Source organism: Cellulomonas sp. P4_D11, assembly GCF_056401915.1.
In genome coordinates this window covers 1-17,072 of record NZ_JBFUIK010000014.1, presented here as the reverse complement: position 1 = coordinate 17,072, position 17,072 = coordinate 1, and the positions used below count along the sequence as shown (strand labels likewise).

General features: G+C 76.4%; 12 protein-coding genes and 1 pseudogene. 8 read left to right on the top strand and 5 right to left on the bottom strand.

Translation table 11 applies throughout. The features are described from left to right. Nucleotides 1-26 precede the first annotated feature (26 nt). Together AC1DT4_RS10500 and AC1DT4_RS10495 are read left to right on the top strand one after the other, a co-directional pair. Complete coding sequence (locus AC1DT4_RS10500; protein WP_477089732.1) at nt 27-3,212, top strand: ATP-dependent helicase; 3,186 nt, start codon at nt 27-29, stop codon at nt 3,210-3,212. Continuing rightward, a complete protein-coding gene (locus AC1DT4_RS10495; protein WP_477089731.1) occupies nt 3,209-6,907 on the top strand; it encodes an ATP-dependent DNA helicase in 3,699 nt (1,232 codons plus the stop codon). The genes AC1DT4_RS10500 and AC1DT4_RS10495 overlap by 4 nt, the downstream gene beginning before the upstream one ends. Before the next feature lie 98 nt (nt 6,908-7,005). Here AC1DT4_RS10495 and AC1DT4_RS10490 read toward each other — a convergent pair whose 3' ends face one another. Beyond that, the gene (locus AC1DT4_RS10490) at nt 7,006-7,947 is read right to left on the bottom strand and encodes a phosphotransferase (protein ID WP_477089730.1); all 942 of its coding nucleotides are present in this window, start codon (nt 7,945-7,947) and stop codon (nt 7,006-7,008) included. A gap of 121 nt (nt 7,948-8,068) precedes the next feature. Here AC1DT4_RS10490 and nudC point away from each other — a divergent pair, with 121 nt between their 5' ends. Continuing rightward, nucleotides 8,069-9,037: an NAD(+) diphosphatase gene (nudC, locus tag AC1DT4_RS10485; protein WP_477089729.1), complete on the top strand. Its 969-nt coding sequence runs from the start codon at nt 8,069-8,071 to the stop codon at nt 9,035-9,037. Between the two features lie 15 nt (nt 9,038-9,052). Here nudC and AC1DT4_RS10480 read toward each other — a convergent pair whose 3' ends face one another. Continuing rightward, nucleotides 9,053-9,313, bottom strand: a complete 261-nt coding sequence (locus tag AC1DT4_RS10480) for a mycoredoxin (protein WP_477089728.1) — start codon at nt 9,311-9,313, stop codon at nt 9,053-9,055. A gap of 162 nt (nt 9,314-9,475) precedes the next feature. On the opposite strand from AC1DT4_RS10480, the gene AC1DT4_RS10475 reads away from it, so the two are divergent. The 3 genes from AC1DT4_RS10475 (at nt 9,476) to AC1DT4_RS10465 (ending at nt 12,327) form a co-directional block, all read left to right on the top strand. After that, complete coding sequence (locus AC1DT4_RS10475; protein WP_477089727.1) at nt 9,476-11,488, top strand: ATP-dependent DNA helicase UvrD2; 2,013 nt, start codon at nt 9,476-9,478, stop codon at nt 11,486-11,488. 149 nt (nt 11,489-11,637) lie between these two features. Then, complete coding sequence (locus AC1DT4_RS10470; protein ID WP_477089726.1) at nt 11,638-11,832, top strand: hypothetical protein; 195 nt, start codon at nt 11,638-11,640, stop codon at nt 11,830-11,832. A 141-nt stretch (nt 11,833-11,973) separates the two neighbouring features. Next, entirely contained in the window at nt 11,974-12,327 is a 354-nt protein-coding gene (locus tag AC1DT4_RS10465) for a WhiB family transcriptional regulator (RefSeq protein WP_477089725.1), read from the top strand. Nucleotides 12,328-12,336: 9 nt separating this feature from the next. Here AC1DT4_RS10465 and AC1DT4_RS10460 read toward each other — a convergent pair whose 3' ends face one another. Then, the gene (locus tag AC1DT4_RS10460; RefSeq protein WP_477089724.1) at nt 12,337-13,374 is read right to left on the bottom strand and encodes a thiamine biosynthesis protein ThiF; all 1,038 of its coding nucleotides are present in this window, start codon (nt 13,372-13,374) and stop codon (nt 12,337-12,339) included. A gap of 121 nt (nt 13,375-13,495) precedes the next feature. Next, a complete protein-coding gene (locus tag AC1DT4_RS10455) occupies nt 13,496-13,654 on the bottom strand; it encodes a DUF5679 domain-containing protein (protein WP_370504085.1) in 159 nt (52 codons plus the stop codon). Nucleotides 13,655-13,844: 190 nt separating this feature from the next. On the opposite strand from AC1DT4_RS10455, the pseudogene AC1DT4_RS10450 reads away from it, so the two are divergent. Continuing rightward, nucleotides 13,845-14,357, top strand: a pseudogene (locus AC1DT4_RS10450) (SprT-like domain-containing protein); the annotation flags it as partial. 247 nt (nt 14,358-14,604) lie between these two features. On the opposite strand, the gene AC1DT4_RS10445 reads toward AC1DT4_RS10450, so the two are convergent. Beyond that, nucleotides 14,605-16,005 carry a zinc-dependent metalloprotease gene (locus AC1DT4_RS10445; protein ID WP_477089723.1) on the bottom strand — a complete coding sequence of 467 codons (1,401 nt, stop codon included), beginning with the start codon at nt 16,003-16,005 and terminating at the stop codon, nt 14,605-14,607. Nucleotides 16,006-16,163: 158 nt separating this feature from the next. On the opposite strand from AC1DT4_RS10445, the gene AC1DT4_RS10440 reads away from it, so the two are divergent. After that, nucleotides 16,164-17,072, top strand: a 909-nt coding sequence (locus AC1DT4_RS10440; protein WP_477089722.1) for an NAD-dependent epimerase/dehydratase family protein, incomplete at its 3' end; no start/stop codon positions are given.

The following is a 17,072-nucleotide window of genomic DNA, read 5'->3' as shown; positions in this document are numbered from 1 at the left end:
CGGTGGCTCGTGATGGGATCGTTCGTGTGACCACCTCCGCGCCCGCCCTGCGCCTCGTGCGCCCGGCCTTCGCGGACGCCCCGGTCGACGGTCCCGGTGCACCGGTCGAGCTCGACGTCGACCAGGCCGCGGCCGTCTCGGCGACCGATCGCGCGCTGCTGGTGCTCGGGGCCCCGGGGACGGGCAAGACGACGGTGGCGCTCGAGGTGGTCGTCGCGGCGGTCGAGGGCGGGCTCGCCGCGGAGGACGTCCTCGTCCTCGCGTCGGGCCGGCGGGCGGCCGCGGACCTGCGGGACCGGCTCTCGGCGCGGCTGCGCAGGACGTCCGGCCGTCCGCTGGTGCAGACCGCGGCGGCGGCGGCGTTCTCCGTCCTGCGGGCGCGGGCCTCGCTGCTGGGCGAGCCTGCCCCGACCCTCGTGTCCGGCGCCGAGCAGGACCTGCTCATCGGCGACCTCCTGGCGGGCCACGCCGCCGGCGAGGGCGTGCCGCTGGCCTGGCCGCCGGAGGTGCGCCCGGACGTGCTGGGGCTGCGCCCGTTCCGCGACGAGCTGCGCGACCTGCTCATGCGGGCCGCCGAGCGCGGCCTGACGCCGGTGGACCTCGCCGCGCTCGCCCGGGAGCACGGCCGGCCGGTGTGGGCTAGCGCGGCCCAGCTGTACGAGGAGTACCTCGACGTGGTCCAGCTGCGCACCGGCACGCCGGACCTGGGCGCGCGACTCGACCCGGCGGTCGTGGTGGACGAGGCCGCGCAGGCGCTGCTGTCGTGGGAGGACGAGGTCCCCGGCGCGGTCCGCCCGCGCTGGTCGCTCGTCGTCGTCGACGACCACCAGGAGAGCACGTCCGCCACCGCCCGGCTGGTGCGTGCGCTGGCCGACGACGGCGCCCGGGTCGTCCTGCTGGCGGACCCCGACGCGGCGGTCCAGACGTTCCGCGGCGCGACCCCGTCCCTCGTCGGCCGGGCCGGCGTCGCGGGGTCCGGCCCGGGTGAGCTCGGCGCGCGCACGGTCGTGCTGCGCACCGCGTGGCGGCACGACCCCGCGCTGCGCGGGGTGGTCGGGCGGATCGCCGAGCGGGTCGGTGCCGTCGGGGCGGTCCAGCACCGGCGGGCGTCGGCGGCACGCGCGGACGGCGGCGACGTCCGGGTCGCCATCCTGCCGAGCACCGCGCAGGAGGCGGCGTTCGTGGCGCACGCCCTGCGCAGCGCGCACGTGGAGCGCGGGGTGGCGTGGGGCCAGATGGCCGTGGTGGCCCGGTCGGGCGCTCAGGTGACCGCGTTGCGGCGCGCGCTCGCGGGGGCGTCCGTCCCGGTGAGTGTGCTGGGCAGCGACGTCCCGCTGCGGGAGGAGCCGGCGGTCCGGCCGCTGCTCGACGCGATGCGGGTGTGCGTCGGCGCCGTGCCGCTGGACGCCGCGACCGCGGCCCGGCTGGCGTGCTCGCCGCTGGGTGGCCTCGACACCGTCGGCCTGCGGCGCGTCCGGCGCGCGCTGCGCGCCCAGGAGCTGGCCGAGGGCGGCGGCCGCACCAGCGACGCGCTGCTGGTCGAGGCGCTCTCGTCGGACGAGGACGCCTCGACGGTGGTCCGTCCGATCGCGCGGCTCGCGCGGGTGCTGACCGCGGGTCGACGCGCGGCGGCCGTCGCCGGCGCGGACGCCCAGACGGTGCTCTGGGCGCTGTGGCACGCGGCCGAGCAGGCGGAGCCGTGGCGTCGGTCGGCCCTCGCCGGCGGAGCCGCCGGGGAGCGCGCGGACCGTGACCTCGACGCGGTGCTCGCGCTGTTCCGCGCGGCCGAGACGTTCGTGGACCGCATGCCGCGCTCCACGCCGGCGGCGTTCGTCGACTGGTTGCAGGCGCAGGACCTGCCCTCGGACTCGCTCGCCGCCCGCGCGCGTCGCGCGTCGGTCCAGGTCCTGACGCCCGCGGGGGCCGCCGGGCGCGAGTGGGACGTCGTCGTGGTGGCGGGCGTGCAGGAGGGGTCCTGGCCGGACCTGCGGCTGCGCGACTCGCTGCTCGGCGCGCAGGTGCTCGTGGACGTGGTCGCCGGGCGCACCGGCTCGGGTGCCGCCGACGGTGCCGCGGCGCGGGAGGCGGTCCTCGCCGACGAGCTGCGCTCGTTCGTGGTCGCCTGCTCGCGCGCCCGCCGCTCGCTGCTGGTCACCGCGGTGGACGACGCGGACCACCAGCCGTCGCCGTTCCTCGACCTGGTGGACCCGGCCGACGACGAGGTCGACCCGCGGCGCACGTCCGTCCCGGCGCCCTTGGACCTGCGCGGGCTCGTCGCGCAGCTCCGGGCGCACCTGGAGCAGGCGACCGTCGACGGCGTCGAGCCGGACCCTGCCGCGGCGAGCACGCTCGCCCGGCTGGCCGCCGCGGGCGTCGAGGGTGCCGACCCGGCGCAGTGGTACGGGCTGGCGGCACCCTCGAGCGACGAGCCCCTCTGGGCCGCCGACGAGCGCGTGCCGGTCTCGCCGTCGAAGGTCGAGACGGCGCAGCGCTGCGCGCTCCGGTGGGCCCTCGAGGCGGCGGGCGGCACCGCGTCCGCCAGCGGCGGGCAGAGCCTCGGCACGCTGCTGCACGCGATCGCCCAGGAGCACCCCCGCGGGACCGAGGCGGAGCTGTCGGAGGCGCTGGACCGACGGTGGGGCGAGCTGGGCCTCGGCACCGGGTGGCCGGCGCTGGCGACGCGCCGCAAGGCGGACGCGATGGTGCACCGGCTCGCGGTCTACCTGCGGACGGCGGGGGAGCCGCTGCTGGTGGAGGGGGCCTTCTCCCTCGACACTGACCGCGCCACCTTGCGAGGGTCCGCGGACCGCATCGAGCTCGTGGCCGACGACGGTGGGACTCCCGTGGTGCGCGTGGTGGACCTCAAGACCGGCGCGAGCCCGCCCAGCGTGAGCAAGTCGGCGGAGAACCCCCAGCTCGGCGCGTACCAGCTCGCCGTCGACTCGGGCGCCTTCGACGGCCTGCCTGACGGGACGACGAGCGGAGGCGCGCAGCTGGTCTTCCTCGGCACGGGCGCCACCGCCGTCCTGCGCACGCAGGAGCCGCTCGGTCCGGAGCGCGACGGGCCCAGCTGGGCGCGGACGATGGTCGACCAGGTGGCCGACCGGATGGCGGCGTCCACGTTCCAGGCGACCGCGAACGACCTGTGCGACCGCTGCCCGGTCCGGCGCTCGTGCCCGGTCCGCGGCGAGGGCGGGCAGGTGGTCGCATGACGGTCCGTCTCAGCGCCGCCCAGATCGCGTCGCTCGTCGGCCAGCCCCCGCCCACACCCGAGCAGCGCCTCGTCATCGAGGCGCCGCTCGCACCGTCTCTCGTGGTGGCCGGGGCCGGGTCGGGCAAGACCGAGACGATGGCGGCACGCGTCGTGTGGCTGCTGGCCAACGGCATCGTCGAGCCCGACCAGGTGCTGGGCCTGACCTTCACGCGGAAGGCCGCGGGCGAGCTGGCCGAGCGCGTGCGCAAGCGGTTGCGCACGCTGGCCCGCGCCGCCGCGGCGGAGGGGGTCGTGCTCGGCGGCTCCCTCGACCCCGCACGTGGCGACGCCCTCGCCGGGCTGTCCCGGCCGACGATCTCGACGTACAACTCGTACGCCGCGTCCGTCGTGGCGGACCACGCGCTGCGGCTCGGCCTCGACCCGTCGGCCCGGCTGCTGGGGGAGGCCGCGCAGTGGCAGCTCGCCTCCGAGGTGGTGGAGGCGTGGAGCGACGACCTCGACACCGACGCCGCGACGTCCACCGTGGTCGAGGCCGTCCTTGCCCTGTCCGGCGCGCTGGACGAGCACCTGCTCGACGCCGCCGGCGCCCGGGCCGGGGTCGAGGGCATCCTCGAGGCGATCGCCGCGACGCCCGCCGGCACGCCGCCGCGGGAGCCGTACGCGGACGTCAAGAAGCTGCTGCGCTCGCTGGGGGAGCGGGTGCGGGTGCTCGACCTCGTCGCCGAGTACCGGACCCGCAAGCGCGCGGGCGACGCCATCGACTTCGGCGACCAGGTCGCCCTGGCCGCCCGGCTCGCGCTCGACGTGCCCGAGGTGGGCGCGGGCGAGCGCCAGCGGTTCCGCGTGGTCCTGCTCGACGAGTACCAGGACACGTCGTACGCCCAGCTGACCCTGCTCGGCGCGCTGTTCGGCGGCGGCCACCCCGTGACCGCGGTCGGCGACCCGCACCAGTCGATCTACGGCTGGCGCGGCGCGAGCGCGGGCGGGCTCGAGGGCTTCCCGACGTCGTTCCCGCAGGTTCGCGAGGACGGCACCCGCGCGCCGGCGGACGTGCACCTGCTCTCGACCTCGTGGCGCAACGACCGCCTGATCCTGGCGGCGGCCAACCACGTGGCGGCGCCGCTGCGGGCGTCGGCCACCCGGGTCGCCGTGCCCGTCCTCGCCGCCCGCGACGGTGCCGGCGAGGGACGCGTGCACGCGCACGTCGCGGAGACGCTCGAGGACGAGGCGCGGGCCGTCGCGCGGTTCGTGCGCGACCGCTGGCGTCCGGCGCGGCCCGGGCGGGAACGGGTCACCGCCGCCGTGCTCTGCCGCAAGCGGTCGCAGTTCGAGCCGCTGCGCCGCGCCCTGCGGGACGCCGGGCTGCCCGTGGAGGTTGTCGGCCTCGGTGGGCTGCTCTCGGCGCCCGAGGTGGTCGATCTCGTGGCCCTCCTGCAGACCGCGCACGACCCGTCCCGCGGGGATGCGCTCATGCGACTGCTCACCGGCGCCCGCACCCGCCTCGGCGCGGCCGACCTGCACGCGCTGGCGGCCTGGTCGGGCGAGCTCGCGGCGCGGCACGACGGCCGGGCACGGGCGCGTGACCGGGCGGCGACGGGCGGAGGGTCGCGGGGCGGCGAGACCGCCTCGTCCTCGACGAGCGTCGACGTGCCTCCGACGACAGGCGCCGATGCGGCGGCGTCGGGCGTGGTGGTCGAGGCCGACGCGGTCGACGAGCGGAGCATCGTGGACGCGCTCGACGCGATCTCGGAGCTGCCGGCCGCCGGCTGGACCAGCCGGGGAGGTCGGACCCTGAGCGCGGTCGGTCGGGCCCGGCTCGGGGAGCTCGCCGCGACGCTGCGGGTCCTGCGGGCGCACACCTATCTGTCGGTCCCGGAGCTGGTGGGCGAGGCGGAGCGGCTGCTCGGTCTCGACATCGAGGTCGCCGCGCGGGCGCACACGTCTCCGGGCCGTGCGCGGGCGCAGCTCGACGCCTTCCGCGACGTGGCGGTGGAGTTCGCCCGGTCCGCGGACCACCCGAACCTCGGGGGGTTCCTCGCGTGGCTCGAGGCCGCCGACAGCCGGGAGAACGGGCTCGACATGCCGGTCTCCGAGCCGGACCCCGACGCCGTCCAGCTCATCACCGTGCACGCGGCCAAGGGCCTCGAGTGGGACGTCGTGGCGGTCGCGGGCCTGGTGGACGGCGGACTCCCGGCGACGCCGACGCAGGGCAAGGACGGTCCGAAGGACTCGGCGTGGCTGACCGGGCTCGGCTCGCTGCCGTACCCGCTGCGCGGCGACCGGCACGACCTGCCCACGTTCGAGTACGCCGGGGCCGCGGACCCCAAGGACCTGGAGGAGCGGCGCCGGCGGTTCGTGCTCGACGCCGGCGACCACGAGGTGGCCGAGGAGCGGCGCCTCGCGTACGTGGCGCTCACGCGCGCCCGCTCCGACCTGCTGCTCACCGCCGCCTGGTGGGGCGACGGCACGCGGGTCCGCAAGGTCTCGACGTTCCTCACCGAGCTCGCCGAGGCCGGCCTGGTCGAGACCGGTGGCTGGGACAAGGCGCCGGGGGAGGACGGGACGAACCCGCGCGCGTCGCTGACCGTGTCCGCGACCTGGCCGGCGGACCCGTTCGCCGCCGACCCCGCGGGCGCCGGCCCGACCCGCCGCGCCCACGTCGAGGTGGCGGCCGAGCAGGTCCGCGCCGCCATGTCAGTCCTCGCCCAGGAGCCGGCGCCCGAGCTGTCGGTGGTGCCCGACGCCGGCCCGTCGGCGGACGGATCTCGACGGGATCGGCCGGACGGTCCGCGCGGGCTGCCCACGACGGACGGCGGCGGCCGGTCGTCCTCGGCGCACCGGTGGGAGGTGCTGGCGGAGCGCCTGCTCGCCGAGCGTGAGCGCGCGCGGACGCCCTCGGGGGACGTCGAGCTGCCCGCGCACCTGTCGGCCTCCGCGCTGGTCCGGCTCGAGGGCGATCCCACCGAGTTCGCGCAGCACCTGCGGCGCCCCGTCCCCGCAGAGCCGTCGCCGCAGGCCCGCCGCGGCACCCGGTTCCACGCGTGGGTCGAGGGCTGGTACGGCAGCGCCTCCCTGGTCGACGTCGATGCCCTCCCGGGAGCGGACGACGACTCGGCGGCGCTCGACCTGGACGAGCACGCGCTCCGCGAGGCGTTCCTGGCGACCGAGTGGGCGAACCGGTCGCCGGTCGCCGTCGAGGTCGACATCGAGATCTCGGTGGACGGCTACGTGCTGCGCTCCCGCATCGACGCGGTCTTCCCGGACCCGGAGCGGACGATCGTTGGCGGGAGCTCCGACGCGGTGGTCGTCGTCGACTGGAAGACGGGCGCACCCCCGAAGGACGGCGCCGCGCGCGCCTCCCGCGAGCTGCAGCTGGCCGTGTACCGGCTCGCCTGGTCGCGGTGGACCGGGACGCCGGTCGACCAGGTGCGTGCGGCGTTCTGCTACGTCGGCGCCGGGGTCACGGTCTACCCGGAGCGGCTGCTGGACGAGGCGGAGCTCACGCGGCTGCTGCACGAGGCGACCCGGGCGAGCGGGCCGCAGGGCGTCGGCGCCGTGCAGCCCCGGGCCAACCGGCGCGGCGCCAGGACGAATGCGTCGGCGCGCCGCCGGCCGGGCTGGGAGGGCGCGAACGCCGCCCCGTCCCGGCGTCCGGCGCAGCCCGCCTCACCCACGCTCTTCGACGCCGACTGACGCGAGCCGCGACCGAGCGGTCGACCAGGCGTCCGGCGCAGCCCGCCTCGCCACGCTCGTGGACGCCGGCTGACGCCGGCCGCGACCGAGCGGGTCGGTCAGGCCATCAGGGGTTCGGCGTCGGCGTCTCGGCGCGTGTGCGCGTCGAGGTCCTGGAGCATCGCGACCGCGTCGTCGATGATCTCGTCGTCCTGCGTGCGCACGCCGTAGAGGAGCCACCGGGCGAGCGCGAGCTCGCCCGCGAGCAGGGCGCGGTCGGTCAGGTGCGGGTCGGTGAGCTCGGTCCGGCGCAGCTGGTACGCCTCCATGATCGAGTCGACCGCGTCGGGCGCCGCGGCGACCAGCAGCCACGCGAGGTCGTCGGCGGGGTCGGCGACGCACACGTCGCCCCAGTGCAGGATGCCGGTCACCGCGTCGCCGTGGACGAGCACGCGGTCGCTGGTGAGGTCGCCGTGGACGACCGTCGGCCGGAAGCGCCACAGGGCGACGTCCTCGAGCCGCTCCTCCCAGCGCCGCAGGAGGGCGGCCGGGACCTTGCCTGTGCGCGCTGCCTCGTCGACCTCGGACTGTCGCCGCTGCCGGTACTCGCCCGCGTCGTAGACCGGCAGGCCGGCGTTCTCGACGAGGCTGGTGGGCAGCTCGTGCACGGCGGCGATGGCCCGACCGAGCGCTGCGGCGAGTCCGGGACCGGGGGCGAGGTGCTCGAGCCGCAGCGGCTCGCCGGGGATCTCGGGGTGCACCGTCGCGCGCCCGCCCTCGGGCAGGTGGGCGAAGCCGACGGGGGCCGGGACGGCGAAGGGAAGCGTGCCGCGCTCGACCTCGGCCGCCAGCCCGCTGAGCAGGACGACCTCGGCCTCGAGCGCCGCGCCCGCGGCGGCGTGCTGAGGCGCGCGGACGACCCACCGGTTGCGGTGGGCGTCGATGACGACGGCCGTGTCGAAGTCGGACCCGGGCTGGGCGGGCCGCCGGACGTCGAAGGCGTCGAGTCCCGGGACGGCGACGGTCGCCAGCGCGGCCAGGGCGAGAGGGGATCGAACCACCCGCCCAGGATAGGCGGGCGACGGAGCGGTCCTTGCCGTGCGGCTCGGCGTGTCTCCGCCCGAATAGTCCGATGTCGCCCGTCCTGGGGCCGGGCATCGCCCCGCCGCGTACCGTGACGGCGTGATCGTTCCGGATGACCTCCCGCTGTCCCGCGCCGGCGTCGACCGCGCCGCGCTGCTGCGCACCGCCCCCGGGTTCGTGCCCGCGGCGCTCGCCGACGAGAGCACGCGCGTGCTCCTGGTCTGCGACGGGGCGGTCGTCGCGACCCCGGAGCCGAGGGTCGCGCTGCTCGCCCCGCAGGACGTGGCGCGGCTGCTGCCGGCGGGCGGCGAGTGGCTGCTGCTGGGGCGCGGTGACGCCGGCGAGGTCTACCTGGCGCGCCGCGTCCCGGACGGCCGACCGGCGCCGCGGGTCGGCGAGGCCTCGGACGTCCTGGTCCACGCGACGCCCGAGGCCGTGAGCGCCCCGGCGCTCCCCGACGGGCTCGACTGGGTGTCGCTGCGCGACATCGGCGCGGCGCTGTCGGCGCAGGAGGCCGGGCTCGCGACGACGGCGGTCGCCCTCGACTCCTGGCACGCCCGGCATCCCCGGTGCCCGCGGTGCGGCGGCGCGACGCGGGTGGAGCAGTCGGGGTGGACGCGCGTCTGCGTGGTCGACGCCTCGGAGCACTACCCGCGCACCGACCCGGCGGTGATCATGGCGGTCGTCGACGCCGACGACCGCCTGCTGCTGGGGCACGCGGCGCACTGGGCCGCGGGCCGGTGGTCGACCCTGGCGGGGTTCGTCGAGGCGGGGGAGTCGCTCGAGCACGCGGTGCGCCGCGAGGTCGCGGAGGAGACGGGCGTCGCCGTCGGTGACGTGTCCTACCGGGGCAGCCAGCCGTGGCCGTTCCCGGCGTCGCTGATGCTGGGGTTCCGGGCGTCGGCGCTGTCCACCGACGTCACCGTGGACGGCGTCGAGCTGACGGACGCACGCTGGTTCTCGCGCGACGAGCTCGCCGCGGCGGTCGGCTCGGGCGAGGTCATCCCACCCGGGCGGGCGTCGATCGCGCGCGCCCTGGTGGAGGAGTGGTTCGGGGGACCGCTCTAGGCGGGTCGGGCCGCTCTAGGAGAGGCGGTCGCGCACCTGCGCGAGGGAGGGGTTGGTCGCCGCGGTCCCGTCGGGGAACACGACCGTCGGCACCGTCTGGTTGCCGTCGTTGAGGGACTCCACCAGCGACGCGGCGTCGGGGTGCTCCTCGATGTTGACCTCCGTGTAGCCGATGCCGGCCGAGTCCAGCTGCGTCTTGAGCCGGCGGCAGTAGCCGCACCACGTCGTGGAGTACATGGTGATGGTGCCGGCGTCGGGCAGGGTCTGCGTGGTCATCGGTCCTCGGGTCGGTCGGCGGGATGTGCAGGGCGAGATCGTCGCCCAGGGCATCAACGTCCGCGCGGTCCGGTCTCTTCCCGGTGTCGCACGGTCGGGTGACGGTACCCGAGGTGCACAGGAGGGGACGAGCTGTCGGCGGCGCCTGCGAGACTGTGCCCGATGTCCGCCGAAGCCCTCCTCGATGCGCTCGACCCCGAGCAGCGCGCCGTCGCGACCACCCTGCGGGGGCCCGTGCGCGTGCTGGCGGGCGCCGGCACGGGCAAGACCCGGGCGATCACGCACCGCATCGCCTACGGGATCCAGGTCGGCGCCTACCGCCCGGCCAACGTCCTGGCCGTGACGTTCACGGCCCGGGCCGCAGGCGAGATGCGCACCCGGCTGCGCCTGCTCGGCGCGTCCGGGGTGCAGGCCCGGACCTTCCACGCGGCGGCCCTGCGCCAGCTCGGGTTCTTCTGGCCCAAGGTCGTGGGCGGCCCGCCGCCGCGCATCCTCGAGCAGAAGGTCAAGCTCGTGGCGCACGCGGCGCAGCTGGTCGGCCTCGAGACCGACCGGGAGAGCGTGCGGGACCTGGCCTCCGAGATCGAGTGGGCCAAGGTCTCGCTGGTCACGGCCGACGACTACGCCAAGGCCGCGGCCGCGACCGACCGGCCCGGCCCGGGCGGCACCGACCCGCAGTCGGTCGCGCGCCTGATGGCGGCCTACGAGTCGGCCAAGGACCAGCAGGGGGTCATCGACTTCGAGGACGTGCTGCTGCTCCTCGCGGCCATGCTCGCGGAGCGCAGGGACGTCGCGGACTCGGTCCGCGAGCAGTACCAGCACTTCGTCGTCGACGAGTACCAGGACGTCAGCCCGCTGCAGCAGTACCTGCTCGACCAGTGGCTCGGCGGTCGGCAGGAGCTCTGCGTCGTCGGCGACCCCAGCCAGACCATCTACTCCTTCGCCGGCGCCACGGCCCACCACCTCACCTCGTTCACGGCGACGTACCCCCGCGCGACGACGGTCGAGCTCGTCCGGGACTACCGCTCCACGCCGCAGGTCGTCGGCCTGGCCAACCATGTGATGGACGCCTCGCGCAGGGCGGGCGGACCTGCCCCGCTCGCGCTGCGCGCGCAGCGCCCCGACGGTCCGGACGTCGCGTACGCCGCCTACCCCGACGACGACGCCGAGGCGGCGGCCGTCGCGCAGGGCATCGCCGACCTGGCGCGGCGCGGAGTCGCGCTCGCCGACATGGCCGTGCTGTACCGGACCAACGTGCAGTCGGAGGCCTTCGAGGCGGCGTTGTCCGAGCGAGGCATCGCCTACCAGGTGCGGGGGAACGCCCGGTTCTTCGCGCGCGCCGACGTGCGCAAGGCGCTGGTGCTCCTGCGCGGCGGTGCCCGGGCCGCGGACCCGGACGTCCCGATGCCGGAGTCCGTGCGGGACATCCTGCGCAGCGCCGGCTGGACCGACTCGCCGCCGGAGGGCCGAGGGGCCGCCCGCGAGCGCTGGGACGCGCTGCAGGCGCTCGTCTCCCTCGCCGACGCCCTCGCCGCCGCACCCCCGACGGCCGGCGTCCCGCCCACGGTGGCGGACCTGGTCGCGGAGCTCGACGAGCGCGCGGCGGCCCAGCACGCGCCGACCGTCGAGGGTGTGACGCTCGCGTCGCTCCACGCCGCCAAGGGCCTCGAGTGGGACGCCGTCTTCCTCGTCGGCCTCTCCGACGGCCTGCTCCCCACGGTCCAGGCGCAGACCGACGCGGCCGTGGCCGAGGAGCGGCGACTGCTCTACGTGGGCATCACGCGGGCGCGCGAGCACCTGCAGCTGTCCTACTCGAGGGCCCGCCATCCCCGCGCCCGCGCGACCCGAGGCGTGTCCCGGTTCCTCACGGACCTGTGGCCCGACGAGCGCCGCCGGGCCACCGTCGCGCCGCGTGAGCTCGACGACCGCCAGCAGCTCGTGGTCGATCGGCTGACCGCCTGGCGCGACGCGCACGCGGCCGAGGTGCGCCGGCAGCCGGCCTCTGTGCTGACCAGTGCGACCATCCGCGCCATCGCGGAGCGCTGCCCGGGCACGCTCGAGGAGCTGGGTGCCGTCCGCGGAGTCGGGCCGACGACGCTCGCGGGCATCGGGGAGGACGTGCTCACGACGGTGCGGACGGCGGTCGGAACGGCCGGTCGCGCACCCGCTCGTTGAGCCGGAAGTGGGTTGGCAGAAATTGGTCGACGAAACTTCGTTAAATCGGTTGTCCGCGTTCTGAGCCCCGTTCTAGGGTGAGCACGTCCTTGTTGAGGGACCGCGCTGAAGAAGCGAAGGTCCGAGCCGGAGAGGGGGTGGGTGCACTGATGGAGAACATCACGATGATCGCGACGCCGGACGCTTACGCGTTCCTCCCGCGACTCGTCGCACCCGTCACGTTCCGGTCCCAGGGGATCGCTGCGCCCATCGGCGGCAGCGCTCTGGACCTCACGGGCGGGCTTGCGAAGCGTCGCACGGCGACCGATCCCCGTCAGCACCTGATCCGGACTCCCATGATCTGACCCTCACTGAGGGCCTCAGGCCGCGGAGTCCGAACTCGGACCCGCGGCCTTTCTGTTTCTCCCGATGATCCGGGCGAACGGGTTGGCGATCGGTCCGCACCGACGCAACACGTTCACCAGCAAGGACATCAGGAGGACATCGTGCGGCTCACGACGCTGCTCGACACGGTGAACCAGGGCGGATCCGGCCCGTGGCCCCTCACCGACAGCACTTCGGCGACTGACGACCGCCAGACGTTCGACCAGCTCGTCGCCGACTTCATCCCGTGCCGGTCGGGCGACCCCGAGCTGTGGTTCGCCGAGCGGACCGCCGAGGTCGAGCAGGCCAAGGCGCTCTGCCGCGAGTGCCCGCTCATCGAGGGGTGCCTCGCGGGCGCCATCGAGCGCGCGGAGCCGTGGGGTGTCTGGGGCGGCGAGGTGTTCGTCGGCGGTGTGGTGGTCGCGACCAAGCGTGGTCGCGGTCGCCCGCGGAAGAACGCGGTTCCCGCGGCCTGAGGCCGTGGCTCAACGAACCGGCACTGATCCCTGCGCGCCGACCAGCGACGCCGGGAGGGCGGTGCACCCGCACTCGGGGTGCACCGCCCACGTGCGTCTGCGGGGGACGGCGTCCGGCAGGGCGACCTCGAACGAGACGCCGGGCGCCAGGCCAGGTGCCCGGTCGAGGTGGGCGACGACGGCCGCGGCACCCAGACCGGCGCACACCGTGGCGACGACCCCAGGCTCTCGGGACGTCGCCGAGTCGGCGCGCAGCTGCGTGCACAGAGCGGGCCAGGCGTCGTCGGCGTCGGCGCGGTGGAGGTCGAGGCAGCGCAGGCAGGGGCCGACGCCCGGCACGACGAACGGACCGACCACGACGTCGGCCTCCCGCACGACGACCGACAGGTGGGCCGTGGAGCCCGCGACGAGCGCGGGACCACGCAGGGGGTCGGCCACCCGGTCCTCGACGACGACCACGACATCCGGGCGCCGGTCCGAGACGGTCGACACGTGCGGAGCGACGTCGCGCAGCAGCCGGGAGGTCACGTGCTCCCGCGCGGAGCCGACGTCGGCCCAGCGGTAACCGCAGGTGCCGACGTCGGTCGACCGCACGGACCGGTCGTCGTCGACGAGGACGGTGCCGACGCCGGCCGCCGCCAGCCCGACCGCGATGCCGAGGCCGGTCGGGCCGAGCCCGAGGACCCCGACCACCCGGTCCGAGCGCTCCCGCACGACCCCGGGCCCGTCGGCGTCCGCGCGGAGCAGCGTCCAGACGTCCGCGTCGACGGCGCCCGCTCCGCGCAGTGCCGGGCGGGGCGGGCTGTCGTCGGTCAGTCCCGCCGCCGTGAGCGTGGCCACGACGGCCCGCACGCGCTCCGGGTCGACGCCGCACCCCGCCGCGACGGCGTCGAGCCCGGCGAGGTCGGTGCCCGGGTCGACGGCGACCAGGAGGTCCGTCTCGGCGCGGGTCAGGTCGGGCAGCCGCACCGCCCAGCGCGGGTCGGTGCCCACCTGCACCTCGGTGGCGGTGCGCCGCAGCACGCGCAGCCCGGCTCGCAGTCTCACGGACGTCACTCTGGCAGCGGGCCGACGGAGCCGGGCCGCGTCGTCCACAAGGCCGCGCGGGCCGGACATGCCGAAGGGCACCGTCCGGGGAGGACGATGCCCTTGGGCGAAGGGGTGGTGCTCAGGCCTTGCCGAGGATCCGGTTGAGCTTGGTGCCGCACACCGGACAGGTGGCCTTGGCCATCCTTCGACCGGATTCCGAGATGACGACGTCGCCCTCGGCCTCGCGCTTCTCCTTGCACTTCACGCAGTAGAACTCGCCTGCATACGTCTCGGCCATGGGGCCCTCCCTCGGTGTCGTGCACCGGACCGGGGGTCCGCCGGCCGGCGGCCGGGCGTGCTGGTGCAACAACGCCCGCGCGCGTCCACAGTAGTAGTCGACCCGCCCGCAGCCCGGGGAATCGTGCAGGACGCGCCGTGCGCCGACGGGTGAACCGTGGCGCGTGGGCCCCCCGCGCTACCGTGCACCTGTGCAGCCCACGCAGGACCTGTCGCAGGTCGAGATCCGTCGCTCGCGCAAGCGCGTGCGCACGGTGACGGCCTGGCGGGAGGGCGAGCGGACCATCGTCGCCATCCCCGCGCGGTTCACGCGGGCGCAGGAGAACGAGTGGGTCCGCCGCATGCTCGCGCGGCTCGCCGCCCAGGAGCGCCGCCGCCGCCCGTCCGACACCGAGCTCGCGTCGCGCGCCGCCGACCTGTCCGCCCGGTACCTCGGCGGGCGCGCGCAGCCGACCAGCGTGCGCTGGTCGAGCAACCAGGGCCGACGGTGGGGGTCGTGCACACCGTCCGAGGGGACCATCCGGATCTCCGACCGGGTGCGGGGCATGCCGCGCTGGGTGCTCGACTACGTCCTGCTGCACGAGCTCGCGCACCTGCTGCACGCCGGGCACGGCCCCGACTTCTGGGCGGAGCTCGACGGCTACCCGCGCACCCTGCGCGCCCGGGGCTTCCTCGAGGGCTATGCGTACGCGGCCGAGCGGGGGCAGGAACCGGAGGACGGTGAGGGGTCGGTCGGCGACGAGGACCCCGCGGACGAGGTGGACGACGGCGGGCTGGAGGAGCCGGACGACGTCGTCATCGACGAGGTGGACGACCTGGTGGCCGACGACGGCGACGCCGACGGTGGGGGTGCCGACGAGCTCGCGCCCGGCGACGACGACGACGCGATCGGCCAGCTCGAGCTCGAGCTCGGTGACGTCGACGGAAGACGGGACCGCTGAGCGCGGGCGATCAGGACGGGGTGGTGGTGTCCGGGTCCTCGCCGAGGATCTCGGCCAGCGCCCGGTCGACCTCGGCGGCGTCGTCGACGGCCGTCGCGCGGCGGGCCGCGTAGCCCGACGGGTCGTCGAGGTCCTCGGTGCTGGGCAGCAGGTCCGGGTGGTCCCACACGGCGTCGCGCGCGGTCGGGCCGTTGTCGCGACCGATCTGCGCCCACAGCGCGGCGGCGTCGCGCAGCCGTCGGGGCCGCAGCTCGAGACCGACGAGGTTGGCGAACGTCTGCTCGGCGGGGCCGCCGGCCGCGCGGCGGCGTCGGATCATCTCGCGCAGCGCCATGGTGTGCGGCAGGTGGGGGAGCGCCGCGGTCGTCGCGACCTCGTCGACCCAGCCCTCGACCAGCGCGAGCGCGGTCTCGAGCCGCTCGAGCGCCGCGAGCTGCGCGGGCGTGCTGTGGGGCGCGAAGACGCCGCCGGACAGCGCCTGCTGGAGGGCCGCGGTGTCGGTGACGTCGATCGAGCGGACGGCCTCCTCCAGCTGGTCCGCGTCGATGGTGATGCCGCGCGCGTAGGTCTCGACGGTCGCCAGCAGGTGCGCCCGGAGCCACGGGACGTGCGTGAAGAGGCGCGTGGAGGCGGCCTCGCGGAGCGCGAGGAACAGGCGGACCTCCTCGGCGGGGGCGTCGAGGCCCTCGGCGAAGGCGTCGACGTTGGCCGCGACGAGCGCCGGCGCCGGCCTGTCCAGCAGGGGGAGCCCGATGTCGGTCGTGCCGAACACCTCGTGCGCGAGCGTGCCCGCGGCCTGGCCGACCTGCATGCCGAACACGGCGGAGCCCAGCTGGCGCAGGAGCTGGCCGGGCTCGATCCCGCCGGGCAGCGCGAGCGCGTCGTCGTCACCCTCGGGAAGGGCACCGCCCAGGGCGCCGACCAGGGCGACGGAGAGGGAGGACGCCACCGGCTCGGTCAGGGTGCGCCACGTCGGCAGGGTCGCCTCGACCCACTCGGCGCGGCTCCAGGCCTTCGCGGCACCGGTGGACGGGGGAAGGTCGGTGGCGGCGTCGAGCCACAGCTCGGCCACCGCGAGCGCGTCGAGCACCTGCCGGCTCTGCGCCGCCGTCAACGACGGGTCGCCGCCGGCCGCGGCCTGCTGGCGGGCGAGGTCGTGCGCCATCTGCCAGTTGACGGGGTCGTCGCCCGAGGCGGCGAGCAGCGCCTGGACCTGGGCAAACACCTGCTGGAGAGCCGCCGGGTCGTCCGGGAGGCCGGACGCGGCCGCCATCGCGGCGGGGTCGAAGCCGCGCTCCTGGAGCTCGCGGATGGCCTCGTCGGCGCTGTCGCCGAGCATGGCGCGCATGACCTGCTCCCAGGCGGGCACGCCGCCATCGGCTCCGGGGACAGCGGAGTTGTCGGGACTCACGGGGACCTCCTGCGACGATAGGGCCGGCTGCGAACCACGGTAACCGCGCAGCACAGGAACGAGGGATGGTGGGCGAGCAGATTCGCTCAGGGCGCAGTGCGCGACGGGGCGCTGCGCAGCCGGGCGAGCCCGCGAGCGTCGACGACGACGATGTCGTCGTGGTCGGTCGGGGCCCGATCGCATCCGCGATCGCGGCCACGTGGGGCGGGCGCGTCCGGAGCGTCGACGAGATACCCGCCGAAGAACCGGAGGACGCGCTCGCCGGTGCGACCGTCGTCGTGCTCGTGGCGCACCCCGGCGACCTCGTCGGCTCGGCCGTCAAGGGGCGTCGCGAGCGCGAGGCGGCGATCGTCGCGCACACCCAGCGGTGCCTGGCCGCCGCCAAGGCGGTCGGGGCACGGCACGTCGTCGTGGTCACGTCGGCGGTCGTGTACGGCGCGTGGCCCGACCGGCCCGTGGTGCACGACGCCGACCCGCTGCCCGGTGCGGACGAGGCGGCGCGCGACGGGCTGGTCGGCGACCTCCTGGCGGCCGAGGCGGTGGCGGCCCGCGGCGCCCGGCGCAAGCTGCCGCTGGTGACCGTGCTGCGGCCCGCCGCGGTGGTCGGCGCGGGCGTGGACACCTTCGTCACGCGGCACTTCGAGGCGCCGCGCCTGCTGACGGTGCGGGGCGCCACGAGGCAGTGGCAGTTCCTGCACGTCGACGACCTGGCGGGTGCGGCGCGGTTCGCCGTCGAGCACGGTCTTGCGGGGACCCTGACCGCGGGCGCGACCGACGTCCTGGAGCCCGCGCAGGTGCAGACCGCCGCCGGGATGCGGACGGTCGAGCTGGCGGCCGCCACGGCGTTCGGTACGGCCGAGCGCCTGCACCGGGTCGGCGTGCTGCCGGCGCCGGCGTCGGAGCTCGCGTTCGTCGTGTACCCGTGGACCGTCGCGAGCGACCGGCTGCGCGCGGCGGGCTGGGAACCCCGCTGGTCCAGCGCGGCGTGCCTCGACGTCCTGCTCGAGGGAGTGCAGGGGCGGCTCGCCGTGGCCGGCCGCCGGGTCGGCACGCGGGACGCCGCGGCG